Origin of the sequence: Enterococcus sp. C76 (assembly GCF_040886985.1) — a bacterium.
Lineage (GTDB): Bacteria > Bacillota > Bacilli > Lactobacillales > Enterococcaceae > Enterococcus_B > Enterococcus_B lactis.
This window is the reverse complement of record NZ_JBFOEY010000001.1, coordinates 345,962-361,895: the sequence shown is the minus strand read 5'-3', so window position 1 is coordinate 361,895 and position 15,934 is coordinate 345,962. Positions and strand designations below refer to the sequence as shown.

The window sequence follows — 15,934 nt, the reverse complement described above, 5'->3', positions numbered from 1 at the left end:
CTGATTATTTATCGTCGCCATCGACTTCTTCAAAATCAGCATCAACGACATCATCTGCTCCGCCTTGAGCTGCTTCTGGGTTTTCTTGAGCTTGTTGTTGTGCCGCTTGTTCGTATAGTTTAACAGTCAAGTTTTGAACGATTTCGTTCAATGCATCGCGTTTAGTTTTCATTTCTTCGATGTTGTTTGCTTCAACAGCGGCTTTCAATTCATCGCGAGCTGTTTCTGCTTTTTTCACTTCTTCTTCGTCCACTTTGCCTTCTAATTCTTTCAATGTTTTGTCCACAGAGAATAGCAATGCGTCTACATCATTACGTAGGTCAACTTCCTCTTTACGAGCTTTATCTGCTTCAGCGTTTGCTTCTGCATCTTTTACCATACGTTCGATTTCTTCGTCTGTTAGACCTGAAGAAGATTTAATCGTGATTTTTTGTTCTTTTTGTGTACCTAGATCTTTCGCAGATACATTTACAATCCCGTTTTTATCAATATCGAATGTTACTTCGATTTGTGGGATACCACGAGGAGCTGCTGGAATATCTGTCAATTGGAATCTTCCTAGTGTTTTGTTGTCAGCAGCCATTGGGCGTTCACCTTGTAATACATGGATATCTACTGCTGGTTGATTATCTGCCGCAGTTGAGAACACTTGTGATTTACTTGTTGGGATCGTTGTATTGCGGTCAATCAATTTAGTGAATACACCGCCCATTGTTTCGATACCTAATGACAATGGCGTAACGTCAAGTAAAACAACATCTTTTACATCACCAGTGATTACGCCACCTTGGATAGCAGCACCCATCGCAACTACTTCATCAGGGTTAACTGATTTGTTTGGTTCTTTTCCTGTTTCTTTACGTACTGCTTCTACAACTGCAGGGATACGAGTAGATCCACCGACCAAAATAACTTCGTCGATTTCTGATTGTGATAGACCTGCATCTTTTAGTGCTTGACGTACTGGTACTTTCGTACGTTCTACTAAGTCAGCTGTTAATTCATCAAATTTTGCACGTGTCAATGTCATTTCCAAGTGCAATGGTCCAGATTCACCAGCTGTGATAAATGGTAAGCTGATTTGTGTGCTTGATACGCCAGATAAATCTTTTTTCGCTTTTTCAGCAGCATCTTTCAAGCGTTGTAACGCCATTTTATCTTGAGATAAGTCAATGCTGTTTTCTTTTTTGAATTCTGCTACCATGTAGTCGATGATTTTGTTATCAAAGTCATCCCCACCTAGATGGTTGTCACCAGCTGTTGACAATACATCAAAGACACCGTCTCCTAATTCAAGGATTGATACGTCAAAAGTACCACCACCAAGGTCGAATACTAAGATTTTTTCGTCACGATCTGTTTTATCCAAACCATAAGCAAGAGCAGCTGCAGTTGGTTCATTGACGATACGTTCTACTTCTAAACCAGCGATTTTACCAGCATCTTTTGTTGCTTGACGTTGTGCATCGTTAAAGTAAGCTGGTACAGTAATAACTGCTTTTTCGACTTTTTCACCCAAGTAATCTTCTGCAAATCCTTTGATATATTGAAGAATCATTGCTGAGATTTCTTGAGGTGTGTATGATTTGCCTTCTACATCTACTTTGTAACCAGCTTCACCGATATGGCGTTTGATTGATGAAATCGTATTTGGGTTTGTCACAGCTTGACGTTTTGCCACTTCCCCTACTTGGATTTCTCCATTTTTGAATGATACAACAGAAGGTGTTGTACGGTTTCCTTCTGGGTTAGCGATGATTTTTGCTTCGTTTCCTTCTAGTACTGCTACTGCAGAGTTAGTCGTACCTAAGTCAATACCGATAATTTTACTCATAATTAACGTCTCCTTCTTTAATTGAAAGTGTAAGTTTTATATCCGCACAATTATTGTGCAACAATGACCATAGTTGGTCTTAACACGCGATCATGTAATTTATAGCCTTCTTGTAGTACTTCTACAATCGTATCGGCTGGTGTATCTTCAGTCGCTGGAACAGTTTGTACTGCTTGATGAAGATTAGGATCAAAGGATTCTCCTTTAGCAGGGATTTTCTCGATTCCTTCTTCTTCCAGTGCGTTACGTAAACTTTCCAAGACCATTTCCACGCCTTTTTTCAAGCTTGCTCCTTGATCATCTGACACTTCTGTGGCTAATGCACGTTCCAGATTGTCAATTGATGGAAGCAATTTTTTGGCTAAATCTTGTGAACGGTATTTTTGTAATTGCTCACGTTCATTTTTTCCTCGATTTGCCATATTTGCGATTTCCGCACGAGCCCGCAAATATTTATCTTCCATTTCTTCTAATTCAGCTTTTAATTTTGCTGATTCGAATTCTTCCGCTTCAACTTCTGAAATGCCTGAATCTTCTGCAGCTTCGACATCGATTTCCGGTTCTGGCTGAGCATCTGTCATTTCTTTATCTAGTTCTTCTTGATTTTCTTTCACGATACAGTCTTCCTTTCATTATTCAGTCAGCTGTTTGATTGCTCTTACTAAGAAAGAGAGAACGATCAGCTGCAAATAGCTTCGTTATTCACATTACGAGTTTGACAAGTCAAGTGATCGATAGTAATCAGCAAGCTTAGCTGCTAGTTCTCTTCGATAAACATCCACTAGACCAAACATCCGAGAATAAGGCATACTAGTCGGCCCCAACAAGGCTATTGTACCTCTTCCATGACCATCTATCTCGTAACTTGCTTGAATCATGCTCATATTCTGCAATAAATCATTACCTAATTCAGCACCGATCTTGATATGAATATTACTATCCATCGGAGTGATCATTTGTGTAAGTCCATCGGAGTCTTTCATAAAAGAAAACATCGATTTAAACTGATCAAGATCTTGACGGGGCTCATAATCCAAGAGATTCATTTGTCCACTAACATAAACTTTTTCTTCAAATACATGACCAAGAACGGTGTCAAACAACTGGGACATCCCTTCTGTCGTCTGGAAATATTTATGAAGAATCATCGGAATCTCTGTACGTAGTTTATGGTACACCGTCATCAGAGGATCCCCGACTAGACGGTCGTTTACAATTTGCACCATTTTTTCTAGTTCCTGACTTCCCATGTATTCGGGAAGAGTGAACACTTGGCTTTCTACATTTCCCATATCTGTCACGACAATCGCAATGATCTGTCGATTATTCAAGGGTACGATACGAAAGCCTGTTAATCGGCGGTCTTTTATTTCAGGTCCCAACGAAAAAGTCGTATAACTTGTCAGCTCAGATAAGATCTCAGCAGATTGCTTAATGATCTCATTGATCTCGTGAAATTCTCTACCTAAAGACTGACGTATCAGCAGCAGATCATCTTCTGCTACGCGAGCAGGTTTTAACAAATGATCCACATAATAACGATAGCCTAAAGCAGATGGAATCCGCCCAGAAGAAGAGTGAGTCTTCAACAGCAACCCTTCATCTTCTAATGCCTTCATATCATTGCGAATCGTTGCTGAACTGGCCTTGACTCCCTCAGACATCAATGTTTTGGAACCAACGGGCACGCCACTACTCGTATAGTGTTGGATGATCAGACGTAAAATGTCGTTTTGTCGCTTTGTTAACATCTTCCTCACCTCTCATTAGCACTCATAGATTCTAAGTGCTAATCCACTTATAAATATAGCAAGAAGCCCTTCTCCTGTCAAGAGAAAGACTTCATTTTTTAGCACTCTATCGTTCAGAGTGCTAACTCTGAGCAATCGCTATAAATCCAGTTATATCAACGTTTCAATAGTTCTTTATTGTATTTTTGAACTTTTTTATTTAAATTCCGATAAAAAACAAATATTCTTTAAACTATTTTTCAAACAAAAAACGCTCAAACACATTGTTTCCCAAAAAAGTTCCTCTAGGTGTCAAATAAATACGGTCTTCTTCATTAACAAGTAACCCTTCTTCCTCTAACTTCATCAACACATCTCCGTATACCGATTCAATCGTTTGTTGATAGCGATCATAGAAGTGTTTTTTAGCAATCCCAGTTTTTTTTCTTAGACCCAAGAACATTTCTTCTTCTATTTGATTTTTTCGTGTCAATTTTTCTTCTTCCAATACCGGGCGTTCATTGACTCGTAATGGACGTAAATAGTGTTGGATTGGTCCTTTGTTGCGGTAACGAATATTTCCAAGATAACCGCTAGCTCCTGCTCCAAACCCAAAATAATGGTCATTGTTCCAATACATCAAGTTATGCTGCGACTCGTGTCCGGAAAGCCCAAAGTTACTTATTTCATATTGGTGACGTCCATGTTTTTCCATTGCTTCAATGGTCTCTTCAAACATTTTAGTTTCCGTTTCCTGATCAGGCAGTTCGAGTCTTCCTTGTCGTACCCAGTTCATGAACATTGTTTTGTTTTCTAGGATCAATGAGTACAAAGAATAGTGAGGCAGATCCAAAGCCAAAGCTTTTTCCAAAGTATCCCGATACCCTTCTAGTGTTTGTCCCGGTAATGCATAAATCAAATCGATGCTTACATTGGTAAAATTTTCTGCTTCTAAAAATTGCATCGTTTGATACACATCTTCTGCGGTGTGTTTACGTCCAATTTTTTTCAATAAGCGATTGTCAAATGTCTGAACTCCCATGGATAAACGATTAACGCCATAGTTTTTCATCACTTGAAGCTTTTCACGGGTTAAATCGCCAGGATTCGCTTCTACAGTAAACTCTTTACCATCCTGAAAAGGCAAGATCTCTCTAGCTCCTGATAACAATCGATCAAGCTGTTTAGCAGATAAAGAGGTTGGTGTTCCGCCCCCTACATAAAGTGTTTCCAAATTCGCTGTCGGATGACTTTCCAGCATTAATCTCATTTCATTCAGCAGCATTTCCACATACTCATCTACCGGTTGCCCTTCTAAAAAAACTTTATTAAAGTCACAGTAATAGCAGATATGCTCGCAAAATGGGATATGGATGTACGCAGAAACCTTGTTTTCTGCGGGATTTATTGTTTCTATCATTGAACTTCTTTCTCCTTACGTCGAAAAGTCGTACCTGTTTTCGACCTTCTTTAAACGGTGTTCAAGCACCAGCTCCTTGAAATAAGCCGCATGTTTATAATCTAAGAAGTCTAGTTCCAAAAATGCTTGCTTATTGTCATCGGAGCTACATGTGGCTTTCACAACCTCTCGATAAACGGTGTTCACAAAGCTGACCTTCGGCATTAACTCAAAATCTGCAAAAATATGAAAAGCTATTTTCACAGATTCCTCCTTAAGTGCTCAGGTCACAACGCTTTGCTTACAACCTCTCATATACGCATACTAAACGTATTTGACGAACAAATCCACTAAAAAATCCAAGAATCGACTTCTTGGATGATTTTTTTACGTTCATGATTCCCCTAAACAATCTTGTCCTTCCTTTATTCATAAAAAAATCTAGTTAAATCTCTCACTTCAAGAGGTTTAACTAGAATCCAATTATTATTTTTTTGTAAAAATAAACAGTATCTTAATCATAGATATTTCTTCGGTGTCCTACTTGAATAGCGATAACAACCAATTGTTTATCTTCTATCTCTACCAACACACGATATTTGCCAATTCGATAACGCCATTGTCCTGAACGATTAGCGGTCAATCCTTTTCCGAATTTTCTCGGATCGTCAATACCATCAATATGTTGATACAGCCATCGAACGATCAGCATCGCTTGATGCTTATCCATTTTACGAAGTTGTTTCTGAATTTCAGGCGTGAATTCTAAACGGTAGGTCATTCCAGCCTTCCAAATTCATGAAGGATTTCTTCCATAGATACTGTTGTTTTTCCACTTTCTACCCAATGTTTATGGGCAATTTCAGCCGTTTGACGATCGTATTCATCTTCTAGTTGTTCCATCGAATAGGTTTTTAGAAGCTCAGATAAAGTAATCCCATAAAATTCCGCCATATAAGAAAGCCATTCTTTTTCGGCATCACTCACACGAACCGTAATCATAGCCATATTATCGCCTCCCTTTTGTATCACATTGTAATACAAAAGGGACAAGATGTCAATTTTATATGATGTACTGAGCTTATTTTGAGATTTTTCCATTTTTTTAACCAATAAAAAAAGTCAGGAGAATTATTGGATTGAATGTGATTTCTGAAGAACTTTATTTTGAAGCTGCAGACCTTGCAAATGAACTCTCAGAAGAAGGGTAGTTTTTTTAAACACACCAAAATTAAACTTATCGCAAGAAACACAAAGCCCCAAAAAACAAATAGCTTGTACTTTTTTAAATATGTTTCTACCTTTATATAATCTGTTTTTGACATTTCTTTTCCTAAATTGAAACGAACAATTGTTTTTACTTTCAAGAGAAATCGTGTGCCACTGATAAAGCAGTACACACTCAATACTCCTAGCAGTATTCTACCTAAAAAATTCAAATTTTCTCCTATTGTCACTTATAGCTCCTCATCCATTTGAATTTTAAACTTGTCTAGCGCTATGCCCAAAGATAATTATCATTTCTACCATCTACTCGATCAAGGCCTTCTGCGGTTAGACCTCCAACCGAAGTACCAGCTAAAGCTAAGGCGATTTCTACAGCTGCGAGCGCTTTTCCTCTTACAGTGGTAATTCCAATTTGCGCAACAATCACATTTTCAGTTACTCGAGCAATATTTCGCTTGTTTTTTCTAATAATCGCTTTTACCGTATTCACACTTGAATTTGCTAAACCTAGGCCCAAAACGATTAATCTTGCATCAATGACACCAACCACAAAACCAGTTGAGTTCCACCAATTTTTCCCTACGCCTCGCATTCTTGGATTGAATCCAATCATTGCTAAATACTGATTGATTACTTGTCCCATTCTTAATTCATCTTCAGGTGTTAATAATATTTCTCCGTTTTCGTTAAATTTAGGTTGAACATCTCCATATTCTTCCTTGATTTTTTCAAGGGCTAGTTCGGAATTCTTTTTTCTTCCGAGTAATAAACTGGCAAGTCTTCAGAACTAAAATTGCTTTCACTATTCTGAGTTTCATCCAGAATCAACTCATTTGCTGAAATAATCATACTCCCACTTGTTGCTACTACGGACAAAACAAAAGTTACTGCTATTACACTAATCCACATTTTTAAGTCCAAATATTTCTTTTTCATTATGAATCCTCCAAAATTTAAATTTGCCTTATAAAGACAACATAACTATAAATTAATAACAAGTTTAATATTTTATAGCATCTTAAAAAGATGTTTTAGACTCATAATCGTTACTATTTTTATATTCTATAAAAAAACAGTTTAAATTTTAAAAAATTCAAATTTAATTACCTTGTTGTCGAATTATCAGCTAGTCACAGTAATAGCAGATTTCTTCAATGTTTCTACAGATTTTCTACTAAATAGAACCTCTGATCCAACTCCTCCAAAACGCAGCGAAGAAGATCAGCTTGGAGACAGTATCCTTTCTCACTTCAGATTGAATACTGCAGATATGGAAGTAGAAGATATTGAAGAACTGGAAGAAGAATTAAATGAATATATGGACTTTTTAGTTCAACGTGCAAAAGCAAAGAAAAATAAAAAATAGCCAGGAGAATTATCGGATTGAATGTGATTTCTGAAGAACTTTATTTTGAAGCTGCAGACCTTGCAAATGAACTCTCAGAAGAAGTTAGTTATTACTGTTCAAAGAAAATGGAACATGTAAAATGCTACGACATTGAGAATTATCTGAATGAAGTAGAAGATGTAGAATTCATCGATTACGACTTCAAAGATAACTTAAGTAAGAAAATGCTTGGTTCTATTACAAAAGTTCATGGCGAAATCATTATTACCACCAATCAACATTTAATGCTCGAACGCAAAAATTTTACAAAAATGCATGAGATCATCCATTATTATAGGGACGTCCCCTATCTTGGAGAAGCTCATGCATTTTCTGATATGATTTTAGAAGATACTTACCTGCCAGAGGACTACGAAAAAGAACTTCGAGCAAATATAGGTGCCAGCATCCTCATGGCGAATGATCGAGCACTACCCTATGCGTTAAAAAAGTTCAGAAATTTTAACGAAGTAGCCAACTACTTTTTCATGAGCAAGGCAGCACTAAGAAAAAGAATCCTCCAGTACTTGGAATTTACTGGAGGCTATACATCCGACGAGGCGTATAAATTATTTAAAAATTATTACTATAGGAATGAACTAGAAATACTTCAATATTTAGAGTAGGACTTGAGTACTTTAAGTTATAGTGTTTTCATTTTAATACTTCTTGATACTTTCTGTATGACCACAATAAGCTGCACAAGCATTAAAGTATTGTCCGGTTGTCCCATTCTGCCGTAGTATCATAACACCTTTGTTACATTTAGGACAAATTTTTATATTTTTAGGCAAAGAACTCAATACTTGATATTTCAGCATCGTCTCTGGAATCAACTGATTTAACAGTTTTAAAAGTTCATATCTGCCATACCACTCGATTTTATGTGCTTTTTCATTTTCAGCTATTTGTTTATAAGCATAACTATTAAAAAAAGACGAAGTGATAAACATCTTTTTAGTCCAGTTTTTATCAGATATTCCTGCAAAAATTTTTACGTCATTATCAGTGATCAATCGCTCCTCTTTCGTGCTATTTAAGCGCTTTGATTTTGCTTGAACCGCTATACGCTCATTTTCTTTAGTTAAAATCAAATCTACACCACCATCGCCAGTATAGACACGCTTGTCTTTTTTATACCTTTTTTTAGTAATTTCAACTTCATATCCAGCCAACCGAAACACCGCGGCTAAAAATCTCTCAAAATGATCCCCTTGTCTCACTCGATCTCGAATACTACTTCCAAAATCCCTATCCATATCGCTTACGAAATCTACGACAATTTTTTCATCATTATTTAGTGCAAATGATACTTCTTCCAATCCCTTTTTTTCTTCTGGGATAATTTCTTGAATCTCTGTTTCATCTTCTGGCTGACTCGATTTTCCATTTAACTTCTGTAAAAATTTTAGAACCAATTTATTGTCTCCCTTCACAAAGTTATATATCACTTTTTATTGTAAATTAATAACAAGAGTATTAATTTGTTTGATCATAAAAAAATTATTTTTTTGTGAAAGGAAGATTGAACTTTCGAACAATATAAAAATGCATGAGACACTCCACTTTATAGGGATGCACCCTTGAAGAATCTCATGCTTTTTTTGATATGAAATTTAAAAAAATTTACTTGCTAGAAAACTGTGAAAAAGAACTTCGTGCAAATGTAAGTGTCAGCATCCTCATGGCGAATGTTCGAGCACTTCCTTATGCGTTAAAAAAATTTAGAAATTTTGACGAAGTAGCCAACTACTTTTTCCTGAGAAAGGCAGCACTACAAAAAAGAATCCTCTAGTATTTGGAATTTACTGGAGAAATGAACTAGAAATACTTTGTTACTTGTCATAGAACTAAGTTTCACATAGAAGGCATAGCTCCCATTAGCTTATTTGTCCCATAAAAATAAATTACGGTATTTTAGAAAAGCTATTTTCTCTTTTTTCAACGATCTTCAGCAATTTTTCTTTATCATCAGGTAACTCAAGTTCATGAATTCTAGCATGACAATTGGGGCATAACGCGATACAGTTTTCAATCACATCTTTTCCACCTTGCGACAAATATTCTATGTGGTGACAATGTAAATAAGGTACACCGTCTTTTATAAATGGTCCTTTTTCTTGGCAAAGTTGACAAATACCTTTTGCAAGTCGTTTAACATATTCAGATACGAAGGGATTACGTTTATATACTTTTGTTTTTGAGAAGAAAAACTCCTCTTTGTTAACATATTTTGCAGCCATTTTTTTGTTATAACTACTAATTTTTCTTGCTTCTTCTTCTAATTTAGTATCAGATAAATTATGAACATGCCTAGTTTGGCTTTTTTCCTGATTATATATGTCTTTATCTTCAATCAATTGCTCTTGATTTATTAAAGCTAAAGGAAATTTATATACTTTTCTTCTGTTACCCGAGCTATCTTTTTCATTATCAGTATATATTTGTCCTGCTAAATATACTTCTCCCAAATACGTGTGTTCTTTTGGTTTAAATGTTTCAAATAAATGAATCTTTACAAAATTACTTTTTGAATTGGCTAAAACTTTATTTTGATTCTTGTCCAATACTTGATCCCCTTTTAGCCCCATACCGGTATATTGTAAAATACCATTTAACCACTTATCTTTATAAACATTACTTCCTGTCTGATCACTAAACAATACAAGAGTATTAGTTTGATGAGATCTTCTCATTCCGCCCTGTTTAGAACATTTAAACTTCTCTGAAATTTCTTTATTAGTATATACTCTACCAACTTCTAACTCACCTAATATGTTTTTAGACCAATTTTCTCGCCATGCGATAATCTTATCAAGATTAAACATTTCTCCCTCTTTTGGCATGCCATTTCTAATTAAATCAGCTAATACACCAGTAGAAATATCTAATTTTTTTAGTAATTCTTTCTTAGTAATCAATGTTGGATTCATAGCAATGCAGCTCCTAATGATATCAATATAATTGGCATTAGATAACTTGAAAATCGAAAAATCTCATTTTATGTTCAAGTTATCTGTAATATATAAAAACATCATTATTATACCTCATCTATGTTAATTTTTACTATTCCTATCTTAGCATATTCTTTATAGGTATATCAGAGCCAATCAAACTAAAAAATATCCGAAGTCTTCTTATGTAAAAAACGCCGGTTATTACTTAAATACGACTTATGTAAAACAATAGGTGATCCAATTATAAAATTTTATGGCGAATAACTTGGTAAACGTTACATATGGAAAGGTTTAGAAATTTTGAAAAAGTAGCTAGTTCCTTTTATACCAGAAAAGTAAACCTAATAAAAAAACACAACTAATTTTTAGCTGTGTTTTTAAGTTACAATAATTATCTATTTAATAGTCTTAGTTCATTAAAATAAAAAACTCAACTTTACAAGGATTTGGTTTAAAAAATTTACTTATCCAACCCCACTAATTTCCGCTGTTTACGATTTGCCTCATCTGCTACGTACTTCATTACTGTTTTAAATTCTTTCGCTGAGGCGTTTTCTGATAAATCAGCGATACTTTTATTATACTTCTTCACGATTTGTTGTACTTGTTCTTTCTCAGTCATGTAATTCCTCCTCCAACTCTTTTGAAGTATATTGTATGGGTAGTACTAATTGAATATTATCTGCTGCATAGTGTACTTCAGAAATATTATTTTGATAATCCTTAATCATTATGTGAAGGACTACTTCAGGATGTCTATCTTTGACTTTTTCAATATTCTCTCTTGACTTAATAAACGCATTGATAAACGTTTCTTTTGGCACATGACGTCCCTCAGCTAGTTCACGTTTTCGAGTGAAATCCCAGGCAACTTTGGGATCTTGGTAAACATAGAAAATCGTAACGCGAAAGTTATTTTTAAGGGCTCGAATAATATTTTTCTCTGCACTAAGGATAGCAAAAGTAGCATCTAATATGAAAGAATAGCCATGTTCCAGTACATATTTTAATGATTGTTCAACTAACCAAGAAGAAGCTTTCTGAAAAACACTTGAGTTCTTTCCATTGTATTCTGGAAACTGCGTTCTAAAATAGTCCGCATCAATCACAACATGGTTGTCATAATTTTCAGCTAAACCTAGTGCAACCTCTGTTTTACCTGCTCCTGGGCTTCCGGCCATGAATACCGCGTCTTTTTCATCGTCAGGGATTTTCCCCTTGATAATTGTTTCAATAAATTTATCTTTATTGACCCTAGCGTAATCTAAATACTTGTCTTTAGATTCCAAGATTGCACCTTCTTTCCTTCTTCTATATTCATACTAATTATACGATATTTATATAAAAAATATAACGGTCATTTTAACCATATTAACATTTAAGTCACAGTAATAGCAGATATGCTCGCAAAATGGGATATGAATGTACGCAGAAACTTTATTTTCTGTGGCTTTCACTATTTTCTTAATGAACTGGTTACATGGTTATATATATCATGCTGAGTGTTTGACACGTTTTATTGTTTCGTTTTTATAAATACTTTTTACCTTCCAGTTTCTTTTTAGATTGTATTCTAATAAATAGAGAAGCTAGTCAGAGCCGCTACCTAGAAGACCAGTTATTTTTTCTCTTTTGGTACTCAATTTTTCCATCAATCAAAGAAACTTTCCGACAGTATTCTTCTTAATTCGAATAGATTCGCAGAATAGAATCAATAGTAGACTTTCTGACTCAATCTAAGATTCTTTCATAGACAGTAACGTTGAGGCAGCTGGTTCTTTGTCATCTACGTATGCAAAATGTTATAATGCTAGTAAATAAAGTTGGCTGCCTATGTACTCTGTCTAAAACTTAAGAATTGTTGTTTCCTCTGTCGCTATCCAAATTTAATGAATGTCTGTATATTAAAACTGTTGTCCTTGTCATAGATAATAAAGGAGAGCTTGAAAATGAAAACTGCGATTACGTTTCTATTAGAGGAATATGCCGATTGGGAAGGGGCTTACATTACTAGCACACTAAACCAGAATGAGGGATGGCAAAATAAAACTGCTTCTATCCAATCAGAGGTCACTTCCATTGGAGGACTAAAAACAAAAATCGATTATTTAATCGAACAAATACCTGAAAAAATTGATCTCTTTATTATGATTGGTGGCAATTCATGGGACATAGAAAACCACCATTTATATTTAATAATCGATAAATTTTTAAAAACAGGCGTACCAGTAGCTGCTATTTGTGGGGCAGTTGATTATTTAGCACAGAGCGGATTATTGCAAGGTTACAAACACACCGGAAATGCGCAATTACCTTGGTTAGAATCGGAAAATTATCATAATAAAGAAGATTTTATAGAACAACAAGCTGTAAAAGATCATAACTTGATTACCGCGAATGGAACAGCTCCTATAGAATTCACAGATTTGATTCTTCAAGCAGTCCATTTTGAAACAGAAGAAATAAGACAAAAAACGATTCGTCTATACAAACTTGGATACTATGATTACTATAAAAAGTACGGAGACCCTTTCTCCTAATCATTCTCTTCAATTAGATACTCTTATCAATGTTGTGACAAGCAATTCTAACAATGATTGCTTGTCACACTTTTTTATGATATTTATCAAAGAAGACACACTCTATTTATATTCATATACAAGATTTAACGGAATCATAAATTTATATATCGTGTTAAACTTTTTCTCTTATTTTTCTATTTTAAATTAAAAATGGAGAACCAACTTCTTAACTCATTCGTAAAAGCAAAAATATTGCTAGTAGACTAATGGTTCCTATAAAAATTGTGCTAGATAAAACTAGTACTTTGCTGTATATAGTTGACTTCTTCCCACATTTTTTTAAATTTCTTACATAGAGAAAAGCTAAAAGAGCTCCTATTAGATTTCCTGTTATAACTTGTTGGACAACAGTAAATTGTAGGTATATTCTTAACAAGCTGGTTTCAATTGTTCTTTTTTCTAAAAAATAAAGAATACTTGCTTGAAATAACATTAAAAAAGGAAATAAAGAACCAAGAGCGATATATGGATTATGGAAAAAAGCTTCGTGTATCATTCCATTCATTCTGATAGTCATTAATATAGCATAGAAATAAAAAAGGAAAGCTGCAGTTATCCAATAACCAAGTAAAATGTGTTTCCAGAGTTCTTCTATCCTGTCTCTTCTCATCTAGCTCTCCTATCTCAGCGTATATACACCATAAGCACGAACTAAATAATCCGCTAAGCAACTCAAGCTGATCAATGATTGAAATGGTTTATTTTCTTTTCCGAGGATAAATCGATTACAATAATAATTTAAATGATAAGTACTATGGCGTGCGAAATAATTATCTCCAGCTACAGTAATGGTCAAAACTGGAATCTTCTGTAATTCAAAGACAGTCAGATTTTCTTTGACCTCATGTGTTTCACCGCTCAAAGAAACAATAATGACCATATCTTCTAATGTTATCAGTGGCATGGCCATATCAAACTCCGTCTTATTTGGCAACACCATTACTCTCTTTCCAATACCTAGCATCATTTTATAAAACTCATCAATTACTTTCTTTTGTGAAAATCCCGTTGCATAGCAATAGATCATCTTACTTCGGTCTAAGCATTGAAGGATTGGCTTTAAGTTGACAGCCTTCATATAATGAAGCGTCTGCTGGATATCTTCCAGTTGTTTTTCAAAAATGTCTTCTTGTGTTCTAAGTCCATTTTCTTTGTTTTTTACATGTCGTAAAAAATATTTGAACTCAGAATAACCAGAAAACCCCAATTTCTTAGTTGTTCTCATAATGGAAGATTTTGAGACATAAAGTCTTTCCGCTAAGTCAGTTATTTTCAAATTTTGTATCAAGCTAGGATCCGATAAAATAAAGTTCAAGATTCCTCGGTCTAGTTCGCTTAATTTTTCTGCATGTTGATGAATCAATTTTTCTAGTTCCATACGATTCCTCCTCTATTATTAGTATATGCAATAACATGAAACTATTTTTTAATAGAGGAGGACCACGATGTATTTGGGATACTGCTATTTCAATTCAGGCCAGTACTCTTGGTTTACACTCACCAAATCATCTAATAGATCTTTTGCAACTTTTGCGTTTGGAACAATCTTTGATAATGTCAGTGCTTGCCATAATTTCTGATAAGACCTTTCTTCCCAAGCTTCGACTACTAATTTTTCGACAGCTACTTGTTGTTCCATCAATCCCTTTTGGAAGCGTGGAATCTTTCCTTGTATCAATGGTTCTGGTCCATTGCTGCCAACTATACAGGGTATTTCTACCATCGCCGACTCATCAAAATTCTCGATAGCTCCGTTATTAGGTACGATCAGCAACATCCTTTCATGAGTGTTATAGGCAATTGCTCGTGCTAAATCAACGATATAGCTAGCATGTTCATCGATTTCCAGTATCGTATTTTCTGCTGAACCACTATTAGTGATACGATCACATTCATTAAATACTTGTTTTTCGCGTCCAATCATCACTTCATTTGCACGCGTAAACTCTGGGTTGGTGTGCGCTACTTCATCTTGCGGATAAAAGTAATATTTCAAATAAGTGTTAGGAAGAGTAGTTGGGTCAATGTCATATACTTCTTTTGCTTTCATAAATGTATGTTTCCAACTTGCATCGGTTTGTTGTGATTCTTGAGATTCCGATGGTAGAGCGTAACCAAACTGACTAACATATTCTTGAATTTTAGGCATCAAATCATTTCCTTCTGTATCTCGGATATCCGTCCACCAACCAAAATGATTCAAGCCATAGTAGCGTACGACCATTTCTTTGCGTGAAGCTAAGCCGATAGCTTGAGCCATACGCTCTTCAATTCCCACCGGCATATCACATATATTGATGATTTTTGCTTTAGGACGTAATTTTCGAGTCGCTTCTGCCACGATCGCCGCTGGATTAGAGTAATTGAGCATCCACGCATTTGGTGAATATTTTTCCATATAATCTATCAACTCTAAAACACCGCCAATTGAACGCATCCCATAAGCAATTCCGCCAGGTCCACAAGTTTCCTGACCAATTACCCCATACTTCAACGGAATTTTTTCATCTTTTTCCCGCATCGCATATAAGCCAACACGAATATGTGCCATAACAAAATCAACATCAGTGAATGCTGTTTCTGGATCAGTAGTGGCTGTAAATAAAATATCTGGTGCTCTTTCCTTCAATAAAATCTCACACGCAGAAGCAATACGTGCTTGTCTTTCCTCCAGATTGTCATAAAATTTGATTTGCCGGATAGGAAATCTATCCAGATGTTTCAAAAGCATCAAAACAATTCCAGGAGTAAATGTACTCCCTCCGCCGGCAATCGTGATTGAAAATTTTTTCATATTAACATCCCCTTTCTATTTGTC

At 35.2% G+C, this 15,934-nt stretch carries 18 protein-coding genes and 1 pseudogene; 3 read left to right on the top strand and 16 right to left on the bottom strand.

All coding sequences use genetic code 11. The features are described from left to right. Positions 1-4: 4 nt before the first annotated feature. The 9 genes from dnaK to AB3I00_RS01785 form a co-directional block, all read right to left on the bottom strand. Positions 5-1,834, bottom strand: coding sequence for a molecular chaperone DnaK (gene dnaK / locus AB3I00_RS01825; RefSeq protein WP_002292134.1), 1,830 nt, complete (start codon positions 1,832-1,834; stop codon positions 5-7). 50 nt (positions 1,835-1,884) lie between these two features. Next, on the bottom strand, positions 1,885-2,448 hold the full coding sequence (gene grpE / locus AB3I00_RS01820) for a nucleotide exchange factor GrpE (RefSeq protein ID WP_002292135.1): 564 nt from the start codon (positions 2,446-2,448) through the stop codon (positions 1,885-1,887). Between the two features lie 93 nt (positions 2,449-2,541). Beyond that, entirely contained in the window at positions 2,542-3,585 is a 1,044-nt protein-coding gene (hrcA, locus tag AB3I00_RS01815) for a heat-inducible transcriptional repressor HrcA (protein WP_002294449.1), read from the bottom strand. Between the two features lie 232 nt (positions 3,586-3,817). Beyond that, the gene (hemW, locus tag AB3I00_RS01810; RefSeq protein ID WP_002314829.1) at positions 3,818-4,984 is read right to left on the bottom strand and encodes a radical SAM family heme chaperone HemW; all 1,167 of its coding nucleotides are present in this window, start codon (positions 4,982-4,984) and stop codon (positions 3,818-3,820) included. A gap of 15 nt (positions 4,985-4,999) precedes the next feature. Beyond that, positions 5,000-5,227, bottom strand: coding sequence for a hypothetical protein (locus tag AB3I00_RS01805; protein ID WP_002329322.1), 228 nt, complete (start codon positions 5,225-5,227; stop codon positions 5,000-5,002). Positions 5,228-5,477: 250 nt separating this feature from the next. Beyond that, positions 5,478-5,744, bottom strand: coding sequence for a type II toxin-antitoxin system RelE/ParE family toxin (locus tag AB3I00_RS01800; RefSeq protein ID WP_002400299.1), 267 nt, complete (start codon positions 5,742-5,744; stop codon positions 5,478-5,480). Then, complete coding sequence (gene relB, locus AB3I00_RS01795) at positions 5,741-5,971, bottom strand: type II toxin-antitoxin system RelB family antitoxin (RefSeq protein ID WP_070770056.1); 231 nt, start codon at positions 5,969-5,971, stop codon at positions 5,741-5,743. Before relB ends, AB3I00_RS01800 begins: the two co-directional genes overlap by 4 nt. A gap of 490 nt (positions 5,972-6,461) precedes the next feature. Beyond that, the gene (locus tag AB3I00_RS01790; protein ID WP_368024671.1) at positions 6,462-6,833 is read right to left on the bottom strand and encodes a hypothetical protein; all 372 of its coding nucleotides are present in this window, start codon (positions 6,831-6,833) and stop codon (positions 6,462-6,464) included. A gap of 92 nt (positions 6,834-6,925) precedes the next feature. After that, a complete protein-coding gene (locus AB3I00_RS01785) occupies positions 6,926-7,126 on the bottom strand; it encodes a hypothetical protein (RefSeq protein ID WP_368024670.1) in 201 nt (66 codons plus the stop codon). Positions 7,127-7,298: 172 nt separating this feature from the next. Here AB3I00_RS01785 and AB3I00_RS01780 point away from each other — a divergent pair, with 172 nt between their 5' ends. Both AB3I00_RS01780 and AB3I00_RS01775 read left to right on the top strand, forming a co-directional pair. Then, positions 7,299-7,556, top strand: coding sequence for a hypothetical protein (locus AB3I00_RS01780; protein WP_002313665.1), 258 nt, complete (start codon positions 7,299-7,301; stop codon positions 7,554-7,556). Positions 7,557-7,564: 8 nt separating this feature from the next. Beyond that, positions 7,565-8,203, top strand: a complete 639-nt coding sequence (locus AB3I00_RS01775; protein ID WP_070770058.1) for an ImmA/IrrE family metallo-endopeptidase — start codon at positions 7,565-7,567, stop codon at positions 8,201-8,203. Between the two features lie 33 nt (positions 8,204-8,236). Here the strand turns inward: AB3I00_RS01775 and AB3I00_RS01770 are convergent, their stop codons facing one another. The 4 genes from AB3I00_RS01770 to AB3I00_RS01755 all read right to left on the bottom strand — a co-directional run bounded on the left by AB3I00_RS01770 (position 8,237) and on the right by AB3I00_RS01755 (position 11,823). Next, positions 8,237-8,995: a restriction endonuclease gene (locus AB3I00_RS01770; protein WP_070770059.1), complete on the bottom strand. Its 759-nt coding sequence runs from the start codon at positions 8,993-8,995 to the stop codon at positions 8,237-8,239. A gap of 489 nt (positions 8,996-9,484) precedes the next feature. Further along, a complete protein-coding gene (locus tag AB3I00_RS01765; protein WP_070770061.1) occupies positions 9,485-10,510 on the bottom strand; it encodes an HNH endonuclease signature motif containing protein in 1,026 nt (341 codons plus the stop codon). A gap of 484 nt (positions 10,511-10,994) precedes the next feature. Beyond that, positions 10,995-11,156 carry a hypothetical protein gene (locus AB3I00_RS01760; RefSeq protein WP_002294460.1) on the bottom strand — a complete coding sequence of 54 codons (162 nt, stop codon included), beginning with the start codon at positions 11,154-11,156 and terminating at the stop codon, positions 10,995-10,997. Continuing rightward, positions 11,149-11,823 (bottom strand): zeta toxin family protein, encoded by a 675-nt coding sequence (locus AB3I00_RS01755; RefSeq protein WP_070770062.1) that lies wholly within the window; start codon positions 11,821-11,823, stop codon positions 11,149-11,151. Before AB3I00_RS01755 ends, AB3I00_RS01760 begins: the two co-directional genes overlap by 8 nt. Positions 11,824-12,483: 660 nt before the next feature. Between AB3I00_RS01755 and AB3I00_RS01750 the strand changes: the two are divergent. After that, a pseudogene (locus tag AB3I00_RS01750) lies at positions 12,484-13,091 on the top strand (type 1 glutamine amidotransferase family protein). Between the two features lie 191 nt (positions 13,092-13,282). Here AB3I00_RS01750 and AB3I00_RS01745 read toward each other — a convergent pair. The 3 genes from AB3I00_RS01745 to AB3I00_RS01735 form a co-directional block, all read right to left on the bottom strand. Next, positions 13,283-13,726 carry a hypothetical protein gene (locus tag AB3I00_RS01745; protein WP_070770064.1) on the bottom strand — a complete coding sequence of 148 codons (444 nt, stop codon included), beginning with the start codon at positions 13,724-13,726 and terminating at the stop codon, positions 13,283-13,285. A 9-nt stretch (positions 13,727-13,735) separates the two neighbouring features. Next, the gene (locus AB3I00_RS01740) at positions 13,736-14,494 is read right to left on the bottom strand and encodes a MurR/RpiR family transcriptional regulator (protein ID WP_368024669.1); all 759 of its coding nucleotides are present in this window, start codon (positions 14,492-14,494) and stop codon (positions 13,736-13,738) included. Between the two features lie 84 nt (positions 14,495-14,578). After that, positions 14,579-15,910 (bottom strand): 6-phospho-alpha-glucosidase, encoded by a 1,332-nt coding sequence (locus tag AB3I00_RS01735; RefSeq protein ID WP_070770066.1) that lies wholly within the window; start codon positions 15,908-15,910, stop codon positions 14,579-14,581. Positions 15,911-15,934: the final 24 nt, after the last annotated feature.

Bases quoted from the DNA above. Each gene is read 5' to 3' on its own strand.
- dnaK (WP_002292134.1), bottom strand. From the start codon at position 1,834: ATGAGTAAAATTATCGGTATTGACTTAGGTACGACTAACTCTGCAGTA.
- hrcA (WP_002294449.1), bottom strand. From the start codon at position 3,585: ATGTTAACAAAGCGACAAAACGACATTTTACGTCTGATCATCCAACAC.
- hemW (WP_002314829.1), bottom strand. From the start codon at position 4,984: ATGATAGAAACAATAAATCCCGCAGAAAACAAGGTTTCTGCGTACATC.
- AB3I00_RS01800 (WP_002400299.1), bottom strand. From the start codon at position 5,744: ATGACCTACCGTTTAGAATTCACGCCTGAAATTCAGAAACAACTTCGT.
- relB (WP_070770056.1), bottom strand. From the start codon at position 5,971: ATGGCTATGATTACGGTTCGTGTGAGTGATGCCGAAAAAGAATGGCTT.
- AB3I00_RS01790 (WP_368024671.1), bottom strand. From the start codon at position 6,833: ATGGGACAAGTAATCAATCAGTATTTAGCAATGATTGGATTCAATCCA.
- AB3I00_RS01785 (WP_368024670.1), bottom strand. From the start codon at position 7,126: ATGAAAAAGAAATATTTGGACTTAAAAATGTGGATTAGTGTAATAGCA.
- AB3I00_RS01765 (WP_070770061.1), bottom strand. From the start codon at position 10,510: ATGAATCCAACATTGATTACTAAGAAAGAATTACTAAAAAAATTAGAT.
- AB3I00_RS01760 (WP_002294460.1), bottom strand. From the start codon at position 11,156: ATGACTGAGAAAGAACAAGTACAACAAATCGTGAAGAAGTATAATAAA.
- AB3I00_RS01745 (WP_070770064.1), bottom strand. From the start codon at position 13,726: ATGAGAAGAGACAGGATAGAAGAACTCTGGAAACACATTTTACTTGGT.
- AB3I00_RS01740 (WP_368024669.1), bottom strand. From the start codon at position 14,494: ATGGAACTAGAAAAATTGATTCATCAACATGCAGAAAAATTAAGCGAA.
- AB3I00_RS01735 (WP_070770066.1), bottom strand. From the start codon at position 15,910: ATGAAAAAATTTTCAATCACGATTGCCGGCGGAGGGAGTACATTTACT.